At 71.1% G+C, this 19,135-nt stretch carries 17 protein-coding genes and 1 tRNA gene; 13 read left to right on the forward strand and 5 right to left on the reverse strand.

Going from position 1 to position 19,135, the window contains the following annotated elements:
* Window positions 1-71: 71 nt before the first annotated feature.
* The 3 genes from NJE57_RS09450 to NJE57_RS09460 are packed head-to-tail and all read right to left on the reverse strand — an operon-like array spanning window position 72 to window position 1,571.
* The gene (locus NJE57_RS09450; protein ID WP_319028142.1) at window positions 72-911 is read right to left on the reverse strand and encodes an MBL fold metallo-hydrolase; all 840 of its coding nucleotides are present in this window, start codon (window positions 909-911) and stop codon (window positions 72-74) included.
* Window positions 912-921: 10 nt separating this feature from the next.
* Window positions 922-1,401 carry a RidA family protein gene (locus NJE57_RS09455; RefSeq protein ID WP_319028143.1) on the reverse strand — a complete coding sequence of 160 codons (480 nt, stop codon included), beginning with the start codon at window positions 1,399-1,401 and terminating at the stop codon, window positions 922-924.
* A complete protein-coding gene (locus NJE57_RS09460) occupies window positions 1,401-1,571 on the reverse strand; it encodes a hypothetical protein (protein ID WP_017838338.1) in 171 nt (56 codons plus the stop codon). The genes NJE57_RS09455 and NJE57_RS09460 overlap by 1 nt, the downstream gene beginning before the upstream one ends.
* A gap of 66 nt (window positions 1,572-1,637) precedes the next feature.
* Between NJE57_RS09460 and NJE57_RS09465 the strand changes: the two genes are divergently transcribed.
* Window positions 1,638-2,690 carry an ArsA family ATPase gene (locus NJE57_RS09465; RefSeq protein WP_319028144.1) on the forward strand — a complete coding sequence of 351 codons (1,053 nt, stop codon included), beginning with the start codon at window positions 1,638-1,640 and terminating at the stop codon, window positions 2,688-2,690.
* A 1-nt stretch (window position 2,691) separates the two neighbouring features.
* Complete coding sequence (locus NJE57_RS09470; RefSeq protein WP_319028145.1) at window positions 2,692-3,798, forward strand: ArsA family ATPase; 1,107 nt, start codon at window positions 2,692-2,694, stop codon at window positions 3,796-3,798.
* Window positions 3,799-3,872: 74 nt separating this feature from the next.
* Here the strand turns inward: NJE57_RS09470 and NJE57_RS09475 are convergent, their stop codons facing one another.
* Complete coding sequence (locus NJE57_RS09475) at window positions 3,873-4,250, reverse strand: WhiB family transcriptional regulator (protein ID WP_319028146.1); 378 nt, start codon at window positions 4,248-4,250, stop codon at window positions 3,873-3,875.
* 271 nt (window positions 4,251-4,521) lie between these two features.
* On the opposite strand from NJE57_RS09475, the gene NJE57_RS09480 reads away from it, so the two are divergent.
* The 4 genes from NJE57_RS09480 to NJE57_RS09495 all read left to right on the forward strand — a co-directional run bounded on the left by NJE57_RS09480 (window position 4,522) and on the right by NJE57_RS09495 (window position 10,272).
* Entirely contained in the window at window positions 4,522-6,906 is a 2,385-nt protein-coding gene (locus tag NJE57_RS09480) for a transglycosylase domain-containing protein (protein ID WP_319028253.1), read from the forward strand.
* Window positions 6,907-6,953: 47 nt separating this feature from the next.
* Entirely contained in the window at window positions 6,954-7,940 is a 987-nt protein-coding gene (locus NJE57_RS09485; protein WP_319028147.1) for a metallophosphoesterase, read from the forward strand.
* Between the two features lie 69 nt (window positions 7,941-8,009).
* Window positions 8,010-8,083: transfer RNA gene (locus NJE57_RS09490), tRNA-Pro, on the forward strand.
* 110 nt (window positions 8,084-8,193) lie between these two features.
* Window positions 8,194-10,272, forward strand: coding sequence for an acyl-CoA dehydrogenase (locus NJE57_RS09495; RefSeq protein WP_319028148.1), 2,079 nt, complete (start codon window positions 8,194-8,196; stop codon window positions 10,270-10,272).
* Here NJE57_RS09495 and NJE57_RS09500 read toward each other — a convergent pair whose 3' ends face one another.
* Entirely contained in the window at window positions 10,273-11,712 is a 1,440-nt protein-coding gene (locus tag NJE57_RS09500; protein WP_319028149.1) for a hypothetical protein, read from the reverse strand.
* Window positions 11,713-11,848: 136 nt separating this feature from the next.
* Here NJE57_RS09500 and mbhE point away from each other — a divergent pair, with 136 nt between their 5' ends.
* The 7 genes from mbhE to mgtE are packed head-to-tail and all read left to right on the forward strand — an operon-like array spanning window position 11,849 to window position 19,130.
* Window positions 11,849-14,875, forward strand: coding sequence for a hydrogen gas-evolving membrane-bound hydrogenase subunit E (gene mbhE, locus NJE57_RS09505; RefSeq protein WP_319028150.1), 3,027 nt, complete (start codon window positions 11,849-11,851; stop codon window positions 14,873-14,875).
* On the forward strand, window positions 14,872-15,204 hold the full coding sequence (locus NJE57_RS09510) for a cation:proton antiporter subunit C (RefSeq protein WP_319028151.1): 333 nt from the start codon (window positions 14,872-14,874) through the stop codon (window positions 15,202-15,204). Before mbhE ends, NJE57_RS09510 begins: the two co-directional genes overlap by 4 nt.
* Entirely contained in the window at window positions 15,201-16,778 is a 1,578-nt protein-coding gene (locus NJE57_RS09515; RefSeq protein ID WP_319028152.1) for a proton-conducting transporter membrane subunit, read from the forward strand. Before NJE57_RS09510 ends, NJE57_RS09515 begins: the two co-directional genes overlap by 4 nt.
* Complete coding sequence (locus NJE57_RS09520; RefSeq protein ID WP_319028153.1) at window positions 16,775-17,107, forward strand: Na+/H+ antiporter subunit E; 333 nt, start codon at window positions 16,775-16,777, stop codon at window positions 17,105-17,107. Before NJE57_RS09515 ends, NJE57_RS09520 begins: the two co-directional genes overlap by 4 nt.
* Window positions 17,104-17,376, forward strand: a complete 273-nt coding sequence (locus tag NJE57_RS09525) for a monovalent cation/H+ antiporter complex subunit F (RefSeq protein ID WP_319028154.1) — start codon at window positions 17,104-17,106, stop codon at window positions 17,374-17,376. Before NJE57_RS09520 ends, NJE57_RS09525 begins: the two co-directional genes overlap by 4 nt.
* A 4-nt stretch (window positions 17,377-17,380) precedes the next feature.
* Window positions 17,381-17,731 carry a monovalent cation/H(+) antiporter subunit G gene (locus NJE57_RS09530; RefSeq protein ID WP_319028155.1) on the forward strand — a complete coding sequence of 117 codons (351 nt, stop codon included), beginning with the start codon at window positions 17,381-17,383 and terminating at the stop codon, window positions 17,729-17,731.
* A 1-nt stretch (window position 17,732) separates the two neighbouring features.
* Entirely contained in the window at window positions 17,733-19,130 is a 1,398-nt protein-coding gene (gene mgtE / locus NJE57_RS09535) for a magnesium transporter (RefSeq protein WP_319028156.1), read from the forward strand.
* Window positions 19,131-19,135: the final 5 nt, after the last annotated feature.

Below are 19,135 nucleotides of genomic sequence, written 5' to 3' on the forward strand. Positions count from 1 at the left end.
CGGAAGTGGCGGATGCCGGGGGCGGCGGATGTCGCAGCAGCAGTCCCCGCAGGTCTGGCCGGCGGTTCGGCTCAGCCGTCGAGGCGGTCCAGGTAGCGCAGCGCCACGAGGGTGGACTGCTCGGCCACCTTGAGCAGGAACGGCGAGACGTCGCGGTAGATGTGCTGCGTGATCTCCTCCGCGGAGGCGTCGCGGCCCAGCTCGGAGCGGGCGGACACGATCTGCTCCAACCGGTCCCGCCGGTGCCGGCCGAGCACCTGCGCCGCACGGCCGGTGTTCTCCACGTCCGGACCGTGACCGGGGAGGCCCACGACACCGTCGGCCCGCGCGGCCAGCAGATCCATGCTCGACAGGTAGTCCCCGAGGTCGCCGTCGGTCGAGTCCAGCACGGTCGAATCACGGCCGAGGATCGTGTCCCCGAGCACCACGCAGTCCGGCGGGGCGCTGAACCCGGTGCCCGCGGGACGCACCTCGAGGCTGATCGAGTCCGCGGTGTGCCCCGGGGTGCCCAGCACGATGATGTCCAGTCCGGCGGCGTGGATCTCCTCGCCGTCGTCCAGTGGGGCGCCATCACGGCAGAAGCGCTCCCGGGCGGCTCTGACCGGGGCGGAGGTGAAGGCGCGGAGGTGGTCGATCCCGTCGGTGTGGTCGCCGTGCCTATGGGTGACGACGACGAGTTCGATCTCCCCCACGAGGGCCGCGATGCGCTCGGCGTGCGCGCGGTCGTCCGGCCCGGGATCCACCACGACGGCGGTACGCGATCCCGGGGCCCGCAGCACGACCGTGTTGGTCCCCTCGAAGGTCATCTCGGAGGGGTTGTCGCAGAGGATCACCCCGGACAGCCCGGTGACGGATCGCAGCGTCTCGTAGGCCGGGAAGGTGATCGGGGCCAGACCGCCGGTCGTCGCCACAGCCCCGGCCCTAGCCCTCGACCTCGAGGACCAGCTCGACCTCGACCGGCGCGTCGAGCGGCAGTTCCGACACCCCCACGGCCGAGCGCGCGTGGACCCCGGAATCGCCGAAGATCTCGCCCAGAACGTCGGAGGCGCCGTTGATCACGGCGGGCTGGGCGTTGAAGCCCGGTGAGGAGGCGACGAACCCGACGACCTTGACGATCTTCACCACGGAGTCGATGCCGACCAGGCCGTCGACGGCGGCGAGCGCGTTGAGAGCGCAGGTCCGGGCGAGCTCGGCGGCCTGCTCCGGGCTGACCTCCGCCCCCACCTTACCGGTGGCGGCGAGGGCGCCCTCGACCATTGGCAGTTGGCCGGAGGTGTAGACGTACGACCCGGTGCGCACTGCGGGGACGTAGTTCGCCACCGGCGGGACGACGGTCGGGAGTTCGATACCCAGCTGCTCCAGTTTACGACTCCAGTAGCCGCCGCCCTCGCCCTCCGACATCAGAGCTGACGCTTGAGGTAGGCGACGTGCTGTTCCCCGGTGGGGCCGGGCAGTACGGAGACGAGCTCCCAGCCGTCACCGCCCCACTGGTCGAGGATCTGCTTGGTGGCGTGGGTGAGCAGCGGGACGGTCACGTACTCGAACCGGGCTGCGGGAGTGGATTCGCTCATATCCCCCACTCTAGGGAAGTCGAGAGCGGCCCGCGCGCGGTGGTGGATGCGCTTAGTCTGGAGCGCATGCCGTCCACCGACATTCCAGGAACGCAGTCGACGAGGTCGACCATCGCCGACGAGCTGTCCACCGGCTGGTCCGACGACTCCGCCCGTGCAGATCTCCACTACGTCTCCGGCAAGGGGGGCACGGGCAAGACCACGGTCGCCACCTCGCTCGCACTCGCCCTCGCCTCGACCGGCAAGCGCGTGTTGCTGGTGGAGGTGGAGGAACGCCAGGGGATCTCGCGGATCTTCGACCGCGCCCCGCTGCCGTACCGCGAGGAGCTGGTGGCCCGGGTCGACGGCGGCGGCAAGGTCTTCGCCCTGGCCATCGACATCGAAGCCGCGATGCTCGACTACCTGGACACCTTCTACCACCTCGGAGTGGTCGGGAAGGTGATGAAGTCCGTCGGCGCGATCGAGTTCGCCACCACCATCGCCCCCGGACTCAAGGACGTGCTCCTGACCGGGAAGATCTACGAGGTCGTCACGCGCGCGCATGCCAAGAAGGAGGTCGTGTACGACGCCGTGGTGGTGGACGCCCCGCCGACGGGCCGCATCGGCAAGTTCCTCGACGTGACCACCGCGATGGCGGACCTGGCCGCCGGCGGCCCCATCCGTCGTCAGGCCGACGCCGTCTCCGAGCTGGTCCACTCCCCGCAGACGGTCGTCCACCTGGTCACCCTGCTCGAGTCGCTGCCCGTCCAGGAGACCATCGAGGCGATGGAGGAGTTGCGCTCCCACGAACTCCGGGTCGGCCAGGTGATCATCAACCGAGCCGAGACCAGGCACCTGGACGACGCCGCGCTCGAGCGGATCGCGGAGGAGGACATCGACGCCGAGCAGGTCCTGGCCGGACTCGAGCAGACCGGTGTGGAGCTCGACGACGAGGGCCTGCAGGGTCTCCTCGTGGAGGCCATCGAACACGCGCGCGTCGCACGCGGGCAGCTCAAGGCCGGCGAGACGCTGACCTCCTCCGGCTGCCCGACCCTCGTACTGCCGGCCCTGCCCTACGGTGTCGAGGTCGCCGATCTGTACGACCTCGCCTCCGCCCTCGTCGACCAGGGAGTGCACTGACATGACTCATCGTCTCGACATCTCCGGGATGCTCACCGACCCCGCGACCCGGGTCGTGGTCTGCACCGGCGCCGGCGGCGTGGGCAAGACCACCACGGCCGCGGCGGTGGCCCTCCGAGCCGCCGAACTCGGGCGCGACACGGTGGTGCTCACGATCGATCCCGCCCGGCGACTGGCCCAGGCGCTGGGGATCGACGACCTGTCGAACGAGCCGTCCCGGGTGGACCTGGGGCCCGAGCACGCGGACTCGGACGGGTCGCTGCACGCGATGATGCTCGACATGCGTCGCACGTTCGACGAGTTGGTCACCGCCAACACCACCGCCGAGAAGGCGCAGTCCATCCTGGACAACCGTTTCTACAAGACCATGGTCACGTCCTTCGCCGGGACGCAGGAGTACATGGCCATGGAGAAGCTGGGGCAGCTGCTCGACGACTCGACGTGGGACCTCGTCGTCGTCGACACCCCTCCGTCCCGCAACGCCCTGGACTTCCTGGACGCGCCGAGCCGCCTGGGAGCCTTCATGGACAGCCGCCTCATGCGGGTGTTCGCGGCGCCCAGCCGCGGGGTGGGCCGGTTGATGACCGGCGCCATGAGCACCGCGATGCGGGGGGTGTCGGCGGTCGTCGGTTCCTCGATGCTCAAGGACGCCTCCGAGATGGTGGTGGCGCTGGACACCACGTTCGGGGGGTTCGCCAGCCGGGCCTCCCGCACCCAGGCGATCCTGCGCCGCAAGGGCACGGAGTTCCTGGTGGTCTCGTCCGCGGAACGACCCGCCCTCCGCGAGGCCGCGTTCTTCGCCGAACGGCTCTCGGAGGAGGAGATGCCGCTGGCGGGGGTCGTGATCAACCGCACCCACCCGCGACTGACGGACCTGACGGCCGAGCAGGCCTGTGCTGCCGCGGACCGGTTGGCGGCCAACCCCGAGGCCGAGGCGGTCCTGCGGATCCATGCGGACCGGGCCGGGACGGCCAAGCAGGAGGTCCGGCTGCTGGAGTCGTTCACCGACACCCATCCGGACGTGCGGATCGTCGGTGTGCCCTCGCTGCCGTTCGAGATCTCGAACCTCGAGGCGCTGCGCTCGGTGGGCGACCAGCTCTGCGGGTGAGCTGACGTCCCCTCAGGCACACGACGCTATCCGCGGAGGCCGCGGATAGCGTCGGGGTCGGGAGCGGGTCGCCGTCAGTAGATGACGGTGTGCCGCTCGATCTGCTGGGCGAAGAAGTCGGCCCAGGACCGTACCTCGGGATGCTGCTTGAGCAGGGCGCGCCGCTGACGTTCGGTCATCCCGCCCCAGACCCCGAACTCGACGCGGTTGTCCAGCGCGTCGGCGCGGCACTGCAGGAGGACCGGGCAGTGGCGGCAGATGGACGCCGCCTTGCGTTGGGCGGCCCCGCGGACGAAGAGCTCGTCCGGGTCGATGTCCTTGCACCGGGCCTGGGCCACCCATTCCTGGCGGCCCTCCCCGATGATCGTCTCCTCGAGCCCGAGAGGGTTGCTGGTTCCGGGGCGGACCCCGGCGTCTGCGGAACGGGAGGTTCCGGGAAGGGTGGCCGTCATCGATGTACCCCTAGTCTGTGTGGAGTCGTGCGCGGGTTCCCCGAACACGCCTCCGGCCTTCTGAGCCCACCCGGCGCGGCGGGCCCACGGTGACCGCGGGAGCTCGGGCGCCGACGTGGTGTCGAATGCCGACCCCATCCGGGCTCGAATCGTCCCGCGTTCCCTCATATTGTTACCGCAGTCACACAACAGAAGTAAAGAGTCGTGTGCCGACCGGACGTCTCGGGGTGGCGTGACGGGGGTGTTCACGTACCCTTGCCCCGTGTCGGCTATGAGTTCGCTGGGAAAGCTGGTCGCGACCTGCGTCGCCGCCGGGGTGGTGGCGGCCGGGTCGTTGTTCCCGATCTCCGGGGCTGCGGGACTGGCCGCCAACAAGATGGCCGATTCGCTGGCCGGGACCTCCGCCGACCTGATCAAAGGTGATCTCCCGTCCATCTCCACGGTGACCGACAGTGGCGGGACCCCCATCGCGTGGCTGTACGACCAACAGCGCGTGGTGGTCCCCGGCGAGGAGATCTCGCAGGACATGAAGCTGGCGATCATCGCGATCGAGGACCGCCGGTTCGCCGACCACAACGGTGTGGACTGGCGTGGCACCATCCGCGCCGCGCTCACCAACGCCACGGCCGGCGACGTGCAGCAGGGCGCCTCGACCATCGACCAGCAGCTGGTCAAGAACTACCAGTTCCTCGTCTCCGCGGAGAACGACGCGGAACGCCGGGCCGCCGTGGAGACCACCCCGGCGCGCAAGATCAAAGAGATCCGGATGGCCCTCACGCTCGACTCCGAGATGAGCAAGGACGACATCCTCAGCAAGTACCTCAACCTGATCTCGTTCGGCAACGGCGCCTTCGGCGTACAGACCGCGGCGCAGACCTACTTCGGCGTCGACGCCGCGGAACTCTCGGTCCCGCAGTCCGCCATGCTCGCCGGGATGATCCAGTCCACCAGCAGGTTCAACCCGTACACCAACCCCGAGGACACCAAGGACCGGCGCGACACCGTCATCGACACCATGGTCCAGACCGGTGCGATCACACCGGCCGACGGCGCGGCCTACACGGCTGAACCCCTCGGAGTGTTGGAGCGCCCGAATACCCTGCCCCGCGGGTGCATCACGGCCGGTGAGCGTGGGTTCTTCTGCGACTACGTCATCGACTACCTCGACCAGAACGGCCTGAGCCGCGAAATGCTCCGGCAGGGTGGCTACACCATCCGCACCACCCTCGACGGGAGGGTCCAGGACTCGGTGCAGCGCTCGCTCGACACCTACGGCAACCCGACGGGCCAGGGCGTGGCCGAGGTGATGAGCGTCGTGCGCCCCGGTCGGGACTCCCACAAGGTCGTCGCGATCGCCTCGAGCCGCCAGTACGGCCTGGAACTGGGCGACAGCCAGACCGTCCAGCCGCAACCGTTCTCCCTGGTCGGCGACGGCGCGGGCTCGGTGTTCAAGGTCTTCACGGTGGCCGCGGCCATGGAGATGGGCATGGGCACCAGCACCAACCTCCCCGTCCCGCGACGCGTCCAGGTCTCCGGCCTCGGCGCCGGCGGTGCGAGGGACTGCCCACCCACCGACTACTGCGTCGAGAACGCCGGGTCGTACCCCTCGTCCCTGCCCGTCACGGACGCGCTCGCACAGTCGCCCAACACCACCTTCGTCAAGCTGATCGAGGACGTCGGGGTCGCCCCGGCCGTGGACATGGCCGTGCGGCTCGGTATGCGGTCCTACGACCGCAAGGGCACCGCCCCGGATGGGGACTCGCTCGCCGGGTTCATCAAGAAGAACAACCTGGGGTCGTTCACCCTCGGCCCCACCGCGGTCAACGCGCTCGAACTGTCCAACGTGGGCGCGACCCTCGCCTCCGGCGGGATGTGGTGTCCGCCGAGTCCCGTCGAGTCGATCACCGACCGCAGCGGCAAGCGGGTCGAGCTGACCGAGCCGGGCTGCGAGCAGGTGGTCGAGCCGGGTCTGGCGGACACCCTGTCGGTGGCCATGTCCAAGGACCACGTGGGGGCGGGCACCGCCGCGGGTGCCGCGGGCGCGGCCGGGTGGAACCTGCCGATGTCGGGGAAGACGGGGACCACCGAGGCCAACCGATCCTCGGCGTTCCTCGGCTTCACCAACAACTACGCCGCCGCCGTCTACGCCTTCAACGACGGCACCACCACGAGCGAGTTGTGCACCAGCCCGCTGCGGCAGTGCTCGTACGGCAACCTCTTCGGCGGCCTGGAGCCCGCCAACACCTGGTTCTCGGCGTTCGCTCCCATCGCGGAGATCTACGGCCCGGTCCAGCTCCCCGCCCCGGACCCCGCGTACCAGGAGGGCACCGGCGGCGCGGGGACACCGGATGTCGAGGGGATGAGCCAGTCCGCCGCCACCTCCCTGCTCACCAACGCCGGATTCGCCGTCAACGCCCAGTTCGTGTCCGGCACCGGCCGCCCCTACGGGACGGTCGTGGGACTCGTCGGTGGGACCGGCATCCCCGGTTCGCAGGTCACCCTCCGCGTGTCCGACGGTTCGGGCGGCGGTGGCCGTGGCGGGGGCGGCGGCACCGGCACCCGGGGCGCCTCGGGTCCGGGTGCGGCCATCGGTGACGAGCCCGTCGTTCTGGACGTCCCCGGGCTCGCCCCCATCACCATCTCGCCACCGAGGTAGTGTCCGCGGCCACCGGGAGTCCGCGCGTCCGGCGGTAGGCTGGACCGATGCAGCGTCCCTCCCGCCGGCCCCAGAACACCCCGTCGACCCCCTCCGCCCGTGCGGCGGCCGTCCTCGCGGGGGCGGTCGTGGCGGGGACCGTCTACGCGACGGGGTGGGAGCGCAACGCGTTCACCCTCCGTCGGCACACGCTCCCGCTGCTCGCCCCCGGGTCGCAGCCGCTGACGATCCTGCACATCTCCGATCTGCACATGATGCCCGGTCAGAAGCGCAAGCAGGAGTTCCTCGCGTCCCTGGCACGGATGGAGCCGGACCTGGTGCTCAACACCGGCGACAACCTGTCCGACGACCGCGCGGTCCCCTCCGTCGTCCAGGCTCTCGGGCCACTCCTCGGGCTGCCCGGCGCGTTCGTGTTCGGCTCCAACGACTACTACGCGCCGATGCCCAAGAACCCCCTGTCGTACCTCGGGATCGGCCGCAAGAAGCACTCCGCCGTCCCCCTGCCGTGGCGCGACCTCAAGGCCGCGTTCTCCGAGCGGGGTTGGGTGGACGCCACACACCGGCGCGCCGAGATCGTCGTGGGCGAGCACCGGGTGCTCGTGGCCGGCGTCGACGACCCGCACATCGGCCGCGACCGCTACAGCGAGATCGCGGGTCCCGCCGGGCCGGCGTTCGACCTGCGAATCGGTCTGGTCCACTCACCGGAACCCCGGGTCCTGGACCGTTTCGATGCCGACGGGTACGACCTCGCGGTGGCCGGCCACACCCACGGCGGCCAGTTGTGCCTGCCTACCGGGGCGATCGTCACCAACTGTGGCATCGACCGCTCGCGGGCGCAGGGGCTGTCCGCGTGGGGCCGCAACCTGGTCCTGCACGTCTCCGCCGGCCTGGGCACGTCGCCGTACGTGCCGGTCCGGACGTTCTGCCGGCCCGAGGCCACACTGCTCGAGCTGGTCGCCGGCCCCGGGGGCGGCGGGGACGACACGCCGGCGCCGGTGACCCCGTCGCGCGAGCGGGTGCCGCAGCCCGCCTGACCCGGTTTCGCGAATCACCCCGGTTTCGCGAATCACCCAGCGGGGCGCTAGAGTATCCCTCGTTGTCACCGGGGTGTGGCGCAGCTTGGTAGCGCGCTTCGTTCGGGACGAAGAGGTCGTGGGTTCGAATCCCGCCACCCCGACAATGCGAGGTCCCGGACCGTGTACGGTCCGGGACCTCGGTCATTTGCGCGCCCGGTGCGGGGTCGGTTTTCCGGTGCCCTTCGCGGTCGACGGTCCGTAGAGTCAGGGCATGACGCCCCAGACCGACCTCCAGAACGCCGACGCCGCCGAGACCGCAACCGAGGAGCCCCCCGCAGGCCACCCCCACTACGGCCGGATCACCACGACCGGTGAGGGGGACCCCGCCCTCGCCGCAGGGCTGCAGAAGGTCCTCGACGGCCGCTGGGCCGATGCCCGTCGCATGACACGGGAGGCGATGACCCCGGACATGCTCAACCCGATCGGGGCGAGCATGGAGGAGCACCGTGCTCATGTCCTCGACCAGCTCCGGCGGCTCGCCGACTCGGGTATGCCCGGGCTGGGTTTCCGCGTCGAGGACGGTGGAACCGGCGACACCGGAGGGGCACTGACGTCCTTCGAGATGCTGGGCCACCTGGATCTGTCCCTGATGGTCAAGGCCGGTGTCCAGTGGGGTCTGTTCGGTGGGGCCATCGCCAACCTCGGCAACGACGAGGTCCGGAAGAAGTACCTGCCGGGCGTCATGTCGCTGGACCTGCTCGGGTGCTTCGCCATGACCGAGGTCGGCGGGGGTTCGGACGTGCAGAACCTCGAGACCACCGCCACGTACGACCCGGACACGGACGAGTTCGTGGTGCACTCCCCCACGCCGAGCTCCGAGAAGGCCTACATCGGCAACGCGGCCCGGGACGGTTCGATGGCCGCCGTGTTCGCGCAGCTGGTGACCCACGCCGACAACGGCGAGGAGCTCCGCCACGGGGTCCACTGCCTGCTGGTGCCGATCCGGGACGAGGCCGGGAACGACCTGCCGGGAGTCACCACGACCGACCACGGCTACAAGGGCGGACTGCAGGGCGTGGACAACGGCAAGATCCGGTTCGACCACGTCCGCGTGCCCCGCGAGGCACTGCTCGACCGGTTCGGTTCGGTCGACGAGAACGGTGAGTACTCCTCACCGATCGACTCGGTCGGCGGCCGGTTCTTCACCATGCTCGGCACCCTGATCCGCGGTCGGGTCTCGGTGGGTGCGGCCGCCGGCGCCACGGCCCGGACCGCCCTGGCGATGGCCGTGCGGTACTCGCTGGTCCGTCGCCAGTTCGACCACCCGGAGACGGGCAAGGGGATCCCGCTGCTGGAGTACCGCGAGCACCAGCGTCGACTGATGCCGCGGGTGGCGCGCGCGTACGCCTACGCGTGCGCCCAGAACGCGATCATCGCCGATCTCCACGAGTTCGAGGAGAACCCCGACGCGTTCGACGCCGAGCGGCGACGCGAGATGGAGTCCCACGCGGCGGGCATCAAGGCCACGGTGACGGGTTTCGCCAACGACACCATCATCGAGGCCCGCCTGGCCTGCGGCGGTGCCGGCTACATGGCCGAGAACCTGATCACCGAGATGCGCAAGGACTGTGACGTCTTCTCCACGTTCGAGGGCGACAACGTGGTGTTGACCCAGCTCGTGGCCAAGGAGCTGCTCGGTGCCTACGCCGCGGAGTTCGGCGACATGGACCAGCGCGAGACCGTGGCGTTCGCCCTCACCACCGCTGTCGACGTGGTGCAGGAGAAGGCCCGCGCGTCCACGCTGTGGCAGAAGCTCATCGACACGGTGACCGACCGTGAGAACACCGACCTGCTCGACCGCGGCAACCAGCTGGAGCTGCTGGTGGACCGCGAGGAGCACCTGCTGGAGACGGTCGCCCGCCGCCTGCGCAAGGCCCAGGGGGAGGACGGTTCGGCCGCGTTCAAGGTGTTCAACTCGGCCCAGGACCACATGCTGCAGGCCGGGCGCGCGCACATGGACAGCTGGGTGTTCGCCCGCTTCGCCGAGGCCGTGGACGCGTGCGAGGACCCGGAGGCCAAGAAGGTCCTGGGCACCCTCTGCGACCTGTACGTGCTGGACATCGTGGACCGCGACAAGGGGTGGTTCCTCGAGCACAACCGCCTGACGACCGAGCGCACCAAGGCCGCGACCGCCGCCCGCAACCGGCTGGCCACCAAGCTCGCGGGCAAGGCGCGGACGCTCGTGGACGCCTTCGCGATCCCCGAGTTCGTCTTCGACGTCCCGATGCTCACCGACGGTGGGGTGGACGCGCCGGTCGGTACCGATACGCCGGCGGGGATGCCGGGGTGATCACGCCCGGGGGCCTGCCGGGCTGATCGGACGCGGCCCGGCGATCCGGGCCGCCAGAACGGCGCACAGGGCGACCGCGGCCAGCACCGCGGCGCCCGTCCACGCCACCGTGGTCGAGCCGCCCAGCAGGACCGCGTCTAGGGCTGCGGTGCCCTGGCCGGTCGGGGTCCCCGAGACCGCCGTCAGGGCCGCGGTCGGGGCGCCGCCGGCGACCCACACCCACCAGGCGACGCCGATCGACGCGGCCGCCACGGCCAGTCCCACCACGCGGCCCGGCCAGGTTCCCAGGACGACGGTCAGCGAGTGCCAGAGGAGGGACGAGGCGACGACGACGAGGACGAGCAGTCCCACGACGGCCGCTGCGGTGGCGGCGGTGGGCGCATCCGCCGTGGCGAGGGCCCACGCCGACAGGCCGGCGGACAGTACCGCGAGCGCGAGGACGGGTTCGGCGAGCCCGGAGCCGGGCCGGCGGACCAGCTGGACGAGCAGTGCCCCGAGCACGGCCGCGGCGGCCAGGGCGAGGATCCCGGCGGAGGTCCGGCGTTGCGAGTCGTCCTCGGCGGCCGTGACCGCCAGCCCGGCGTCACCCTGCTCGGCGGCCAGGGCCCGGCCGGTCCGGCCGATCGAGTCCTGGGTGCGACCCGCCGAGTCGGCCACACTCGCGGCGCCGCCCCGCAGGGTGTCGGCGCCGTCCGTGAGCTGCTCGGCCCCGGTCGCGAGTTCGCGGGATCCGCGGGTGGCCTCGTAGACGCCGTCCCGGAGCGGGGCCCCGGGCGCGGAGAGCTGCCGGGCCAGTTCGTCCGCGCCGCCCTCCAGCTGGTCGAGACCACCGAGGGTGTCCTGGTCCATGCCCTGGGCGGCGAGTTGCTGCTGGAGCCCGGTGAGGGCCTCGCGGGCCCGGACGGTCTCGGGGGCGTCGCCCTGGAGCCGGGACAGCGCGTCGTCGATCGCGGTGGACACCTGACCCTGGATCACGGCGACGCCCCGGACCGCCCCCACCACCCGGCCCACGCCGTCGGCCAGCTCCGTGGCGCCGGATCCGGCCTGTCCCATCCCCGCCTGGAGCTGTTCCATCCCCGTGGCGAGCTCGGCGGAACCGGCTCGCAGCTGTTCGGCCCCGTCAGCGAGCTCCGCGGAACCGGAGCGCAGTTGCTCGGCCCCGGCGACGGTGAACGAGGAGTTGGCCGCGGCCTCGGACAGTGCCGAGTGCAGGGGCCCGCCCACCTCGGTCGCGGCCTCGTCGCCCTGGGGGGTCGGGCCGACGACCGCCCAGAGTGCGGCGAGCACCAGTGGCAGGACGACGAGCAGTAGCCCCAGGAGTCGTCGGGCGGGCCCCGCGGGCCCGGTCTCGACGCGGTCCCGGGGTCCGGGGTTGGTCGCCGGGGGTGCGTCGGTGTCCGGGGAGGGGTCGGCGCCGGCCGGGGTCTCCGAAGTGGTCATGACCGGATCGTAGCCACAGATCAGCGGCGTTCCCGCAGGTCAATCGGCACGCCCTCGCATCGCTGTCCGAGGCGATTGATAAACTTCCAGCTGATTAACCCGCCCCTCGACTGGTGCCCTGCCGCAGGAAGGAGCCATGAGCCCCGTCCTCGCGATCGCGTGTGCAGGTCTGGCCACTCTTCTCGCCTGGCCGCTCACGCGGTGGCTCGGCAGGGCGGCGGGGTGGCCGCTGGCCGCGCTCTACCTCCTCGGTGCGGCGGCGTTGGTCCCGCAGATCTCACTCCTCGCATCCGGTCGGCCGGCGCAGGTCGTGCGACTGCCCTGGGTCCCCGCCCGCGACTGGACCCTGGATCTGTTCGCCGACCCCACGGGGTTGCTGTTCGCGCTGCTCGCGCTGGTGATCGGCGCGGTGGTCCTGATCTACTCGACGTCGTATCTCGACCGGTCGGTCGGGGACGCCGCCGGCGACCTCCGCCGGATCCAGCACTACGGCTTCTTCCAGCTCATGACCCTGTTCACGGTCTCGATGCTGGGGCTGGTGCTCACCGACTCGCTGGTGCTGCTCTTCGTCTGCTGGGAACTGACGTCGCTCGCGTCGTTCGCGCTCATCGCCAACTCGGGCCGCAACGCCTACCCCGCCGCCCTGCGCACCCTGACCGTGACGTTCGTCGGGGGGCTCGTGCTCCTGGCCGCCGTGATGGCGATCTGGTTGCGTACCGGCACCACGTCCATCTCCCAGGCCCTCGCGCACGAGGTGTGGGCGACGGACCCCGCCTTCACCGTCACGATCGCGGTCGCGGTGGCCGTCGCGGCGTTCACCAAGTCGGCCCAGTTCCCGTTCCACTTCTGGTTGCCCGACGCGATGGCGGCGACCACCCCGGTGAGCGCGTATCTCCACGCGGCGGCCGTGGTCAAGGCGGGCATCTTCCTGCTCATGCGGTTCTCGCCGGCGTTCAACGACGTGCCGGTGTGGAACGCGCTGCTGGTCTCCGTGGGGATGGGCACCGCGGTCATGGCGGCGGTGTTCGCGTTGCAGAAGACCGACCTCAAACAGCTCATGGCGTACTCCACCGTCAGCCAGCTGGGGTGGATCACCGCCGCGATCGGCGTGGGCACCCAGGAGGCGCTGGCCGCCGCGGCGCTCCACACGGTCGCGCACGCCCTGTTCAAGTCGGGCCTGTTCATGCTGGTCGGCGTGGTGGACCACGAGGCGGGCTCCCGCGACATCCGCGACCTCGGCCCCCTGTGGCGGGTGATGCCGTGGACCTTCGGCGCCACGGTCCTCGGTGCGGCGGCGATGGCGGCCGTCCCGCCCACGCTCGGCTTCGTCTCCAAGGAGTCCATGCTCATCGCGTTCGGGGACGTCGCCGGCGGTTCCCCGCTCGCCGCCACCGCGCTCCTCACCGCGGCCGTCATCGGCGCCGTCCTGACGTTCCTGTACTGCGCACGCATCGTCCTGGGCGGCTTCCTCGGCGCCTATGCCCGTGACGGCGCCGGCGCCCGCGCGACGGCCGACGTCCACGAGGCCCCGGTCCGCCTCTGGCTCCCCGCCGCCCTGCCCGCCGTGATCGGTCTGCCGCTGGCACTGGTGGTGTGGATCTTCGACGTCCCGATGTCGGCCGTCGCGGAGGCCGCGGCCGGTCCGTTCGGATGGCCGCCGGTCGATCCGGGCGCGGCCGCGGTGTACGGAGCCCCGACCTTCGGCACCATCGACGACCTCACCTACGAGGCCCACTTCGTCCTGTGGCACGGGTTCACACTCGAGGTCGGGCTCACCGCACTGATCCTGGTCCTGGGGGCCCTGCTGGTCTGGCGCCGCGCCGTCGTGGACCGTGCACTCGACCGCGACCTCCTGCCGTTCACCGGCGCCTCGGTCCTCGAGTCCCTCACCGCGACGGTCACGCGGGCGGGACGTGCCCTCGTCCACCCCACCGATTCGGACTCGCCCGCCCGCCACGTCGGGGCGCTGCTCGCCACCGTCTGTGTGTACGCGATCGGGATCGGCGGCTGGGCCGTGGTGAGTGGCGCCACGCTACCGCCGCGCGTCCCCGGACTCGACCGGACGATCGACATCTTCCTGCTGGCGGTCGTCGTGGTGGCCGTGCTCGGGCTGTGTGCGACGCGCTCCCGACTCGCCGCCGTGGTTCTCCTCTCGGCGGTCGGCATCGCGGTGACCATCCAGATCTTCGGCCTCGGCGCTCCGGACGTCGGTCTCACCCAGCTGCTGGTCGAGGCGCTCACGATCATCGTGTTCATGCTGATCCTCAGGCGACTGCCGCGGGACTTCATCGCGCCCTCGCGCCGCCGCCACACCGCGGCGGTCGTCCTGGCCGTGATCTCCGGCGTCACGGCCACCGCTGCCGCGCTGGTCTTCATCGGCCGCCGTGAGCGTTCTCCGCTCGGCATGTACCTGCTCGAGAACGGGCCCGAGATCACGGGCGGCGACAACGTGGTCAACACGATCCTCGTGGAGTTCCGCGCGCTGGACACCTTCGGGGAGGTCGCGGTACTGGGGGTCGCGGGGATCGCGATCCTCGGTGTGCTCGGCTCGGTCCGGGCCACCGCGGGGGCGATCGAGGCCTCGCCCGAACCCGACGTGATGCCCGGCACCGCGAAGAGCTCGGGGACTGCCGCGGACGCCCTCGAGGACGCCGCGCGCAACACCATCCCGCTCCGCTTCCTGGCCCGCGGCGTGACTCCCGTCCTGGCCGTGGTGTCGGTGATGTTGCTGTGGCGCGGCCACAACGAACCCGGGGGCGGATTCATCGCCGCGCTCGTGGCTGCCTGCGCGTTCGCCCTCGTCTACCTCGCACGGGAGTCGGACTCCCCGGTCAGCCGACCCTCCACACCGGTCAGACTCATCGGCGGCGGGCTCCTCGTGGCCGGGCTGACAGGGGTCGGCGGGTACGCGCTCGGACAGTTCCTCGAGCCCGCCCACTGGTATATCGCCGGCCAGCACGTCACCAGCGCACTGATCTTCGACCTGGGCGTGTTCGCCGGTGTGCTGGGACTGGTCATGACCGCGTTCAACACGCTCGGTGCGGGCCGCTCCCCCACCGAGGTGGTGGTGGGCTCCGACAGCCGTCTCGCCCACCCCGACCCCGTCTCCGACGCGGACGCGGACGCGGACACCCGTACCGAGACAGAGGAGGCTCCCCGGTGACCCTCGCACTGTTGATCGGCGTCCTCACCGCCGGCGGCGTCTACCTGATGCTGCAACGCGGCATGGTCCGGGTGGTCTTCGGCCTGTCCCTGATCAGCCACGCGGTCAATCTGATGCTGCTGACCTCGGGGGTCTCGGCGTGGCGGACGGAACCCCTGGCGGGTACCAACAGCGCGGACGTGTCGGCGGATCCCCTGCCCCAGGCGTTCGTCCTCACGGCGATCGTGATCGCGTTCGCGGTGACCGTGTTCATGCTCTCCCTGGCCGTCGTCAGTCGCGACGACGACACCCATGACACCCCCGCGACCGGTGAGGAGCACGAGACGTGACCGCCCTGCTCCTGCCACTACTGGCGGTGGTCCCCGTCCTGGCCGCCGCTCTCACCGCGATGGCGCCCTGGCGGGCGTTCGGGCGCGTGGTGACAATGACCGTCCCCGCCGTGACGATGCTCGCCGGCCTCGCCCTGCTCGTGCAGCACCGCTCGGAGCCCGTCATCGCCACCCACGTCGGTGGTTTCGTCCCCGGCGTCGCCATCCCGTTCGTGTCGGACACCTTCACCGCGCTGATGCTCGTCGCCACCGGGGTGGTCGCCCTCGCCTCCCTCGCGTTCTGCGCGCAGACCGGGGAGTTCGACCGCAGCCGGTACTTCGCCCCGTTGGCCCTGCTGCTGCTCGCCGGCGCGAACGGCGCCCTGCTCACCGGCGACCTGTTCAACCTGTTCGTCTTCGTCGAGGTCATGCTGCTGCCCTCGTACGCGCTCATCGCCATGACCGGAACGTGGCGACGCCTCGGGGTGGGCCGGCTCTTCGTGGTGATCAACCTGTTGACGTCCACCCTGCTGCTCGGGGGCGTGGCCTTCGTGTACGCCACGGCGGGGACGGTCAACCTGGCCGTCCTCGCGGGCGCCGCCACCGAGGACGGCCGGGTCGCGGCCGCCCTGGGAGTGGTGGTGATGGCGCTGTGCATCAAGGCGGGCGCGGTGCCCGTGCACGGCTGGCTGCCGCGGGCCTATCCCGGTACGTCCGCCGGGGTGATGGCGCTGTTCTCCGCCCTGCACACCAAGGTGGCGCTGTACGCGGTGATCCGGATCTGGTCCACCGCGTTCGACCTCGACCCCGCGTGGGGCCGGGTCCTCCTGGTGGTGGCCCTGGTGACCATCCTCTGGGGCGCCGTCGCCTCGGCCGCACCGGTCGACGCCCGCGAGATCCTGGCGTGGCAGATGGTCTCGGGCGTCGGGGTCATCCTCGCCGCGCTCGCGGTGGCCGGGGCGCCGGGCGGGTCGATCGTCTACATGATCCACCACATGATCACCATCGGGGCGTTGGTGATGCTCGTGGGCGCCGCGGAGCACGTCTACCGGACCGACCGGCTGGGGTCACTGTCCGGGTTGTGGCACCGCGAGCGGCCGCTGGGCGTGCTGATGGTGGTGGCCATCGCGGCCCTGGTCGGCCTGCCCCCCACCTCGGGGCTGATCGGCAAGCTCGAGGTCGTGTCCGCCGCCCTCGGGACCGCGGGCGCGTGGGGGGTGGCGACCGTCGTCGTCGTCCTCCTCGGTTCACTCATCGGCCTGGTCGCGATGCTGCGCCTGTGGCGCGGCATGATGTGGCGCGGGGGCGTGGACGGTGGCGGCACCCCGGTGGCGGCGATCATCGACGACGACCAACGCGATGGTGGCCAGGGCGACGACGACGACAAGTGCACCCCACCCCGCGTGCCCACGCGGTTGCTCGTGCCCGGTGGCGCCCTCGTCGCCCTCTCGGTGGCGATGTTCCTGGGCTACGGCGCGGTGGCCCCCGAGGTGGACCGCGCGGTGGCCGGGCTGGTCGACACCAGCGCCTACGTCCAGGCCGTCCTTGACGGACCCGACGCGCTGACCGCCACGACGATCGGGGGCACCTCGTGATCCGCCGGGTGCTGAGGGCCCCGCTCGTGCTGGGGTGGCTGCTGGGGCACGTGGTGGGGTCATCCTGGGCGCTGGCCCTTGCCGCGTTCACCCCCGGGCCGATCGGCTCGCCGGTGCTGGTGCGCTATCCCATGCGGAGCCGCACCGATCTCGAGGTGACCGCGCTGGCGTGGGCCATCACCGTGACACCGGGGACACTGGTGACGGTGATCGGTGACGACGAGATGTGGGTCCACGTGGTGCTCGGCGGACCGCGCGAGGAGATGATCGAACTGCTCGGTCAGACCGAGCGCCGCGTCCTGTCCGTACTGCGAGGTGATGACTCATGAGCACCCTGCTCTCGACGATGCTGGCGGTGGCGACCGTGATCGTCGCGGCGAGCATGCTGGTCGCGGCGGTCCGGGCGGTTCGTGGACCCGGCGACGCCAACCGGGCCGTCATGGCGGACCTGAGTTACTTCTGCGCGGTGGCCCTGTTCGTCATGTTCGCGATCCGCGAGGACTCCGCCGTCTCGTTGGACGTGGTGATGATCGGATCACTCGTCGGGGTGCTCTCGACGATCGCACTGGCGCGGCTGCTGTCGCGGGGACGGCGGTGACCGCGTGGGTGACTCGATGATCTCCGACCTGCTGATCGGCGTCCCCGCGCTGCTCGGCTCGCTGTGCTTCCTCGTGGCCGCCGTCTCGATGTCCAGGGCGGGCGACGCGCTGACCCGGATCAACATCCTGTCCGTGGCCACCGGCCTGGGGATGATGCTGTTCATCATCGCCGCGTACATCGACGACCTCACCGACGGGTTCCGGTGGGTGGGACTGCTGACGGCGCTGGTGGCGCTGGCCGCGACCGTCGTGGTGACCACGGTGGCCTCGGTGACACTCGCCCGGGCCGCATACCGCTCGGACGGTAGGTTGGATCCGCTGACCGCCTACGACGACCTCGCCGGAGACGACTGACATGACCGCCCCGGGTGACGAGCGCGACGAGTGGACCGACGACTCCGAACGGTCGCTGCGCGACCCGGTGATCGCCGCCCGGAGGATCGATGCGCTGCTCGATTCCGAGGATCTGCACGGCGCCGCCGACCTCGCCGAGGGTCTGCCGCCCTGGCTCCTGGTGGACATCCTCGAGCGCAGCGGTGCCAAGGACCGGGCCGTGCTGTTCCGGTTGCTGTCCAAGGGCACGGCGCACGTGGTCTTCGAGGCTCTCGACCCCCCTCTGCAGTCCGAACTCATCAGCGCGCTCCACGCGGACCGGGTCAACCAGATCTTCACCGACCTGGACCCCGACGACCGCGCCGGGCTCATCGACGAGCTGCCCGCGCACGTCGCCACCCGTCTGTTGCGCGAGCTCTCCCGGGACGAGCAGGCGCTGACCGCCGCCATCCTCGACTACCCGGTCGGCTCGGTGGGCCGCCGGATGAGCCCGGAGTACGTCTCGACCCATCCCGACACCACCGCCGGCGAGACACTCGAGCGCGTCCGACAGCGGATCGACCAGGCGGAGACCATCTACGCCCTACCCGTGACCGATGATCAACGCCGGCTGGTGGGGATCATCGGCCTGCGTTCGGTGATGCGCGCCGCTCCCGACACCCCGATCCGCGAGCTGATGAACGAGGCCATCACCGCCCGTGCCCGCGAATCGGCCGAGACCGCCGCACGCCGGTCCGCGGACGAGCGGCTCATCGTGATGCCGGTCGTGGACGATGAACGCCGGCTGGTCGGCATCCTGACCTTCGACGACGCGCTGCGGATCCTCGAGGACGCAGAGACCGAGGACACCGCGCGCGCGGGCGGCGCCGAGCCCCTGCGCGCGCCCTATCTCGCGACTCCCGTGCGGTCGCTGGTCCGCTCGCGGGTGGTGTGGCTCCTCGTCCTGGCGTTGGGTGCCGCGCTCACCGTGCAGGTGCTCGAGGTGTTCGAGGGGACGATCGAGCAGGTGGTGGTGCTCTCGCTGTTCGTTCCGCTGATCATCGGCACCGGCGGAAACACCGGCAACCAGGCCGCCACCACCGTGACCCGCGCGCTCGCACTCGGCGACGTGACACCACGGGACACACTGCGCGTGGTGACCCAGGAGGTGCGGGCCGGACTCACCCTGGGACTGATCCTGGGCGCGGTGGGATGGCTCGTCGCCGGGGTGGTCTACGGAGCGGACATGGGGATGGTGATCGGCCTGACGCTCCTGGTGCTGTGCACCATCGCCGCGACGGTGGGTGGGCTGATGCCGCTACTGGCGCAGGCCGTCCGCGCCGACCCGGCGGTGTTCTCCAACCCGTTCATCACCACGTTCGTCGACGCGACGGGACTGATCGTCTACTTCCTCATCGCCCGCGCGGTGCTGGGTCTCTGACGTCC

Source organism: Dietzia sp. PP-33, assembly GCF_033790845.1.
Lineage (GTDB): Bacteria > Actinomycetota > Actinomycetes > Mycobacteriales > Mycobacteriaceae > Dietzia.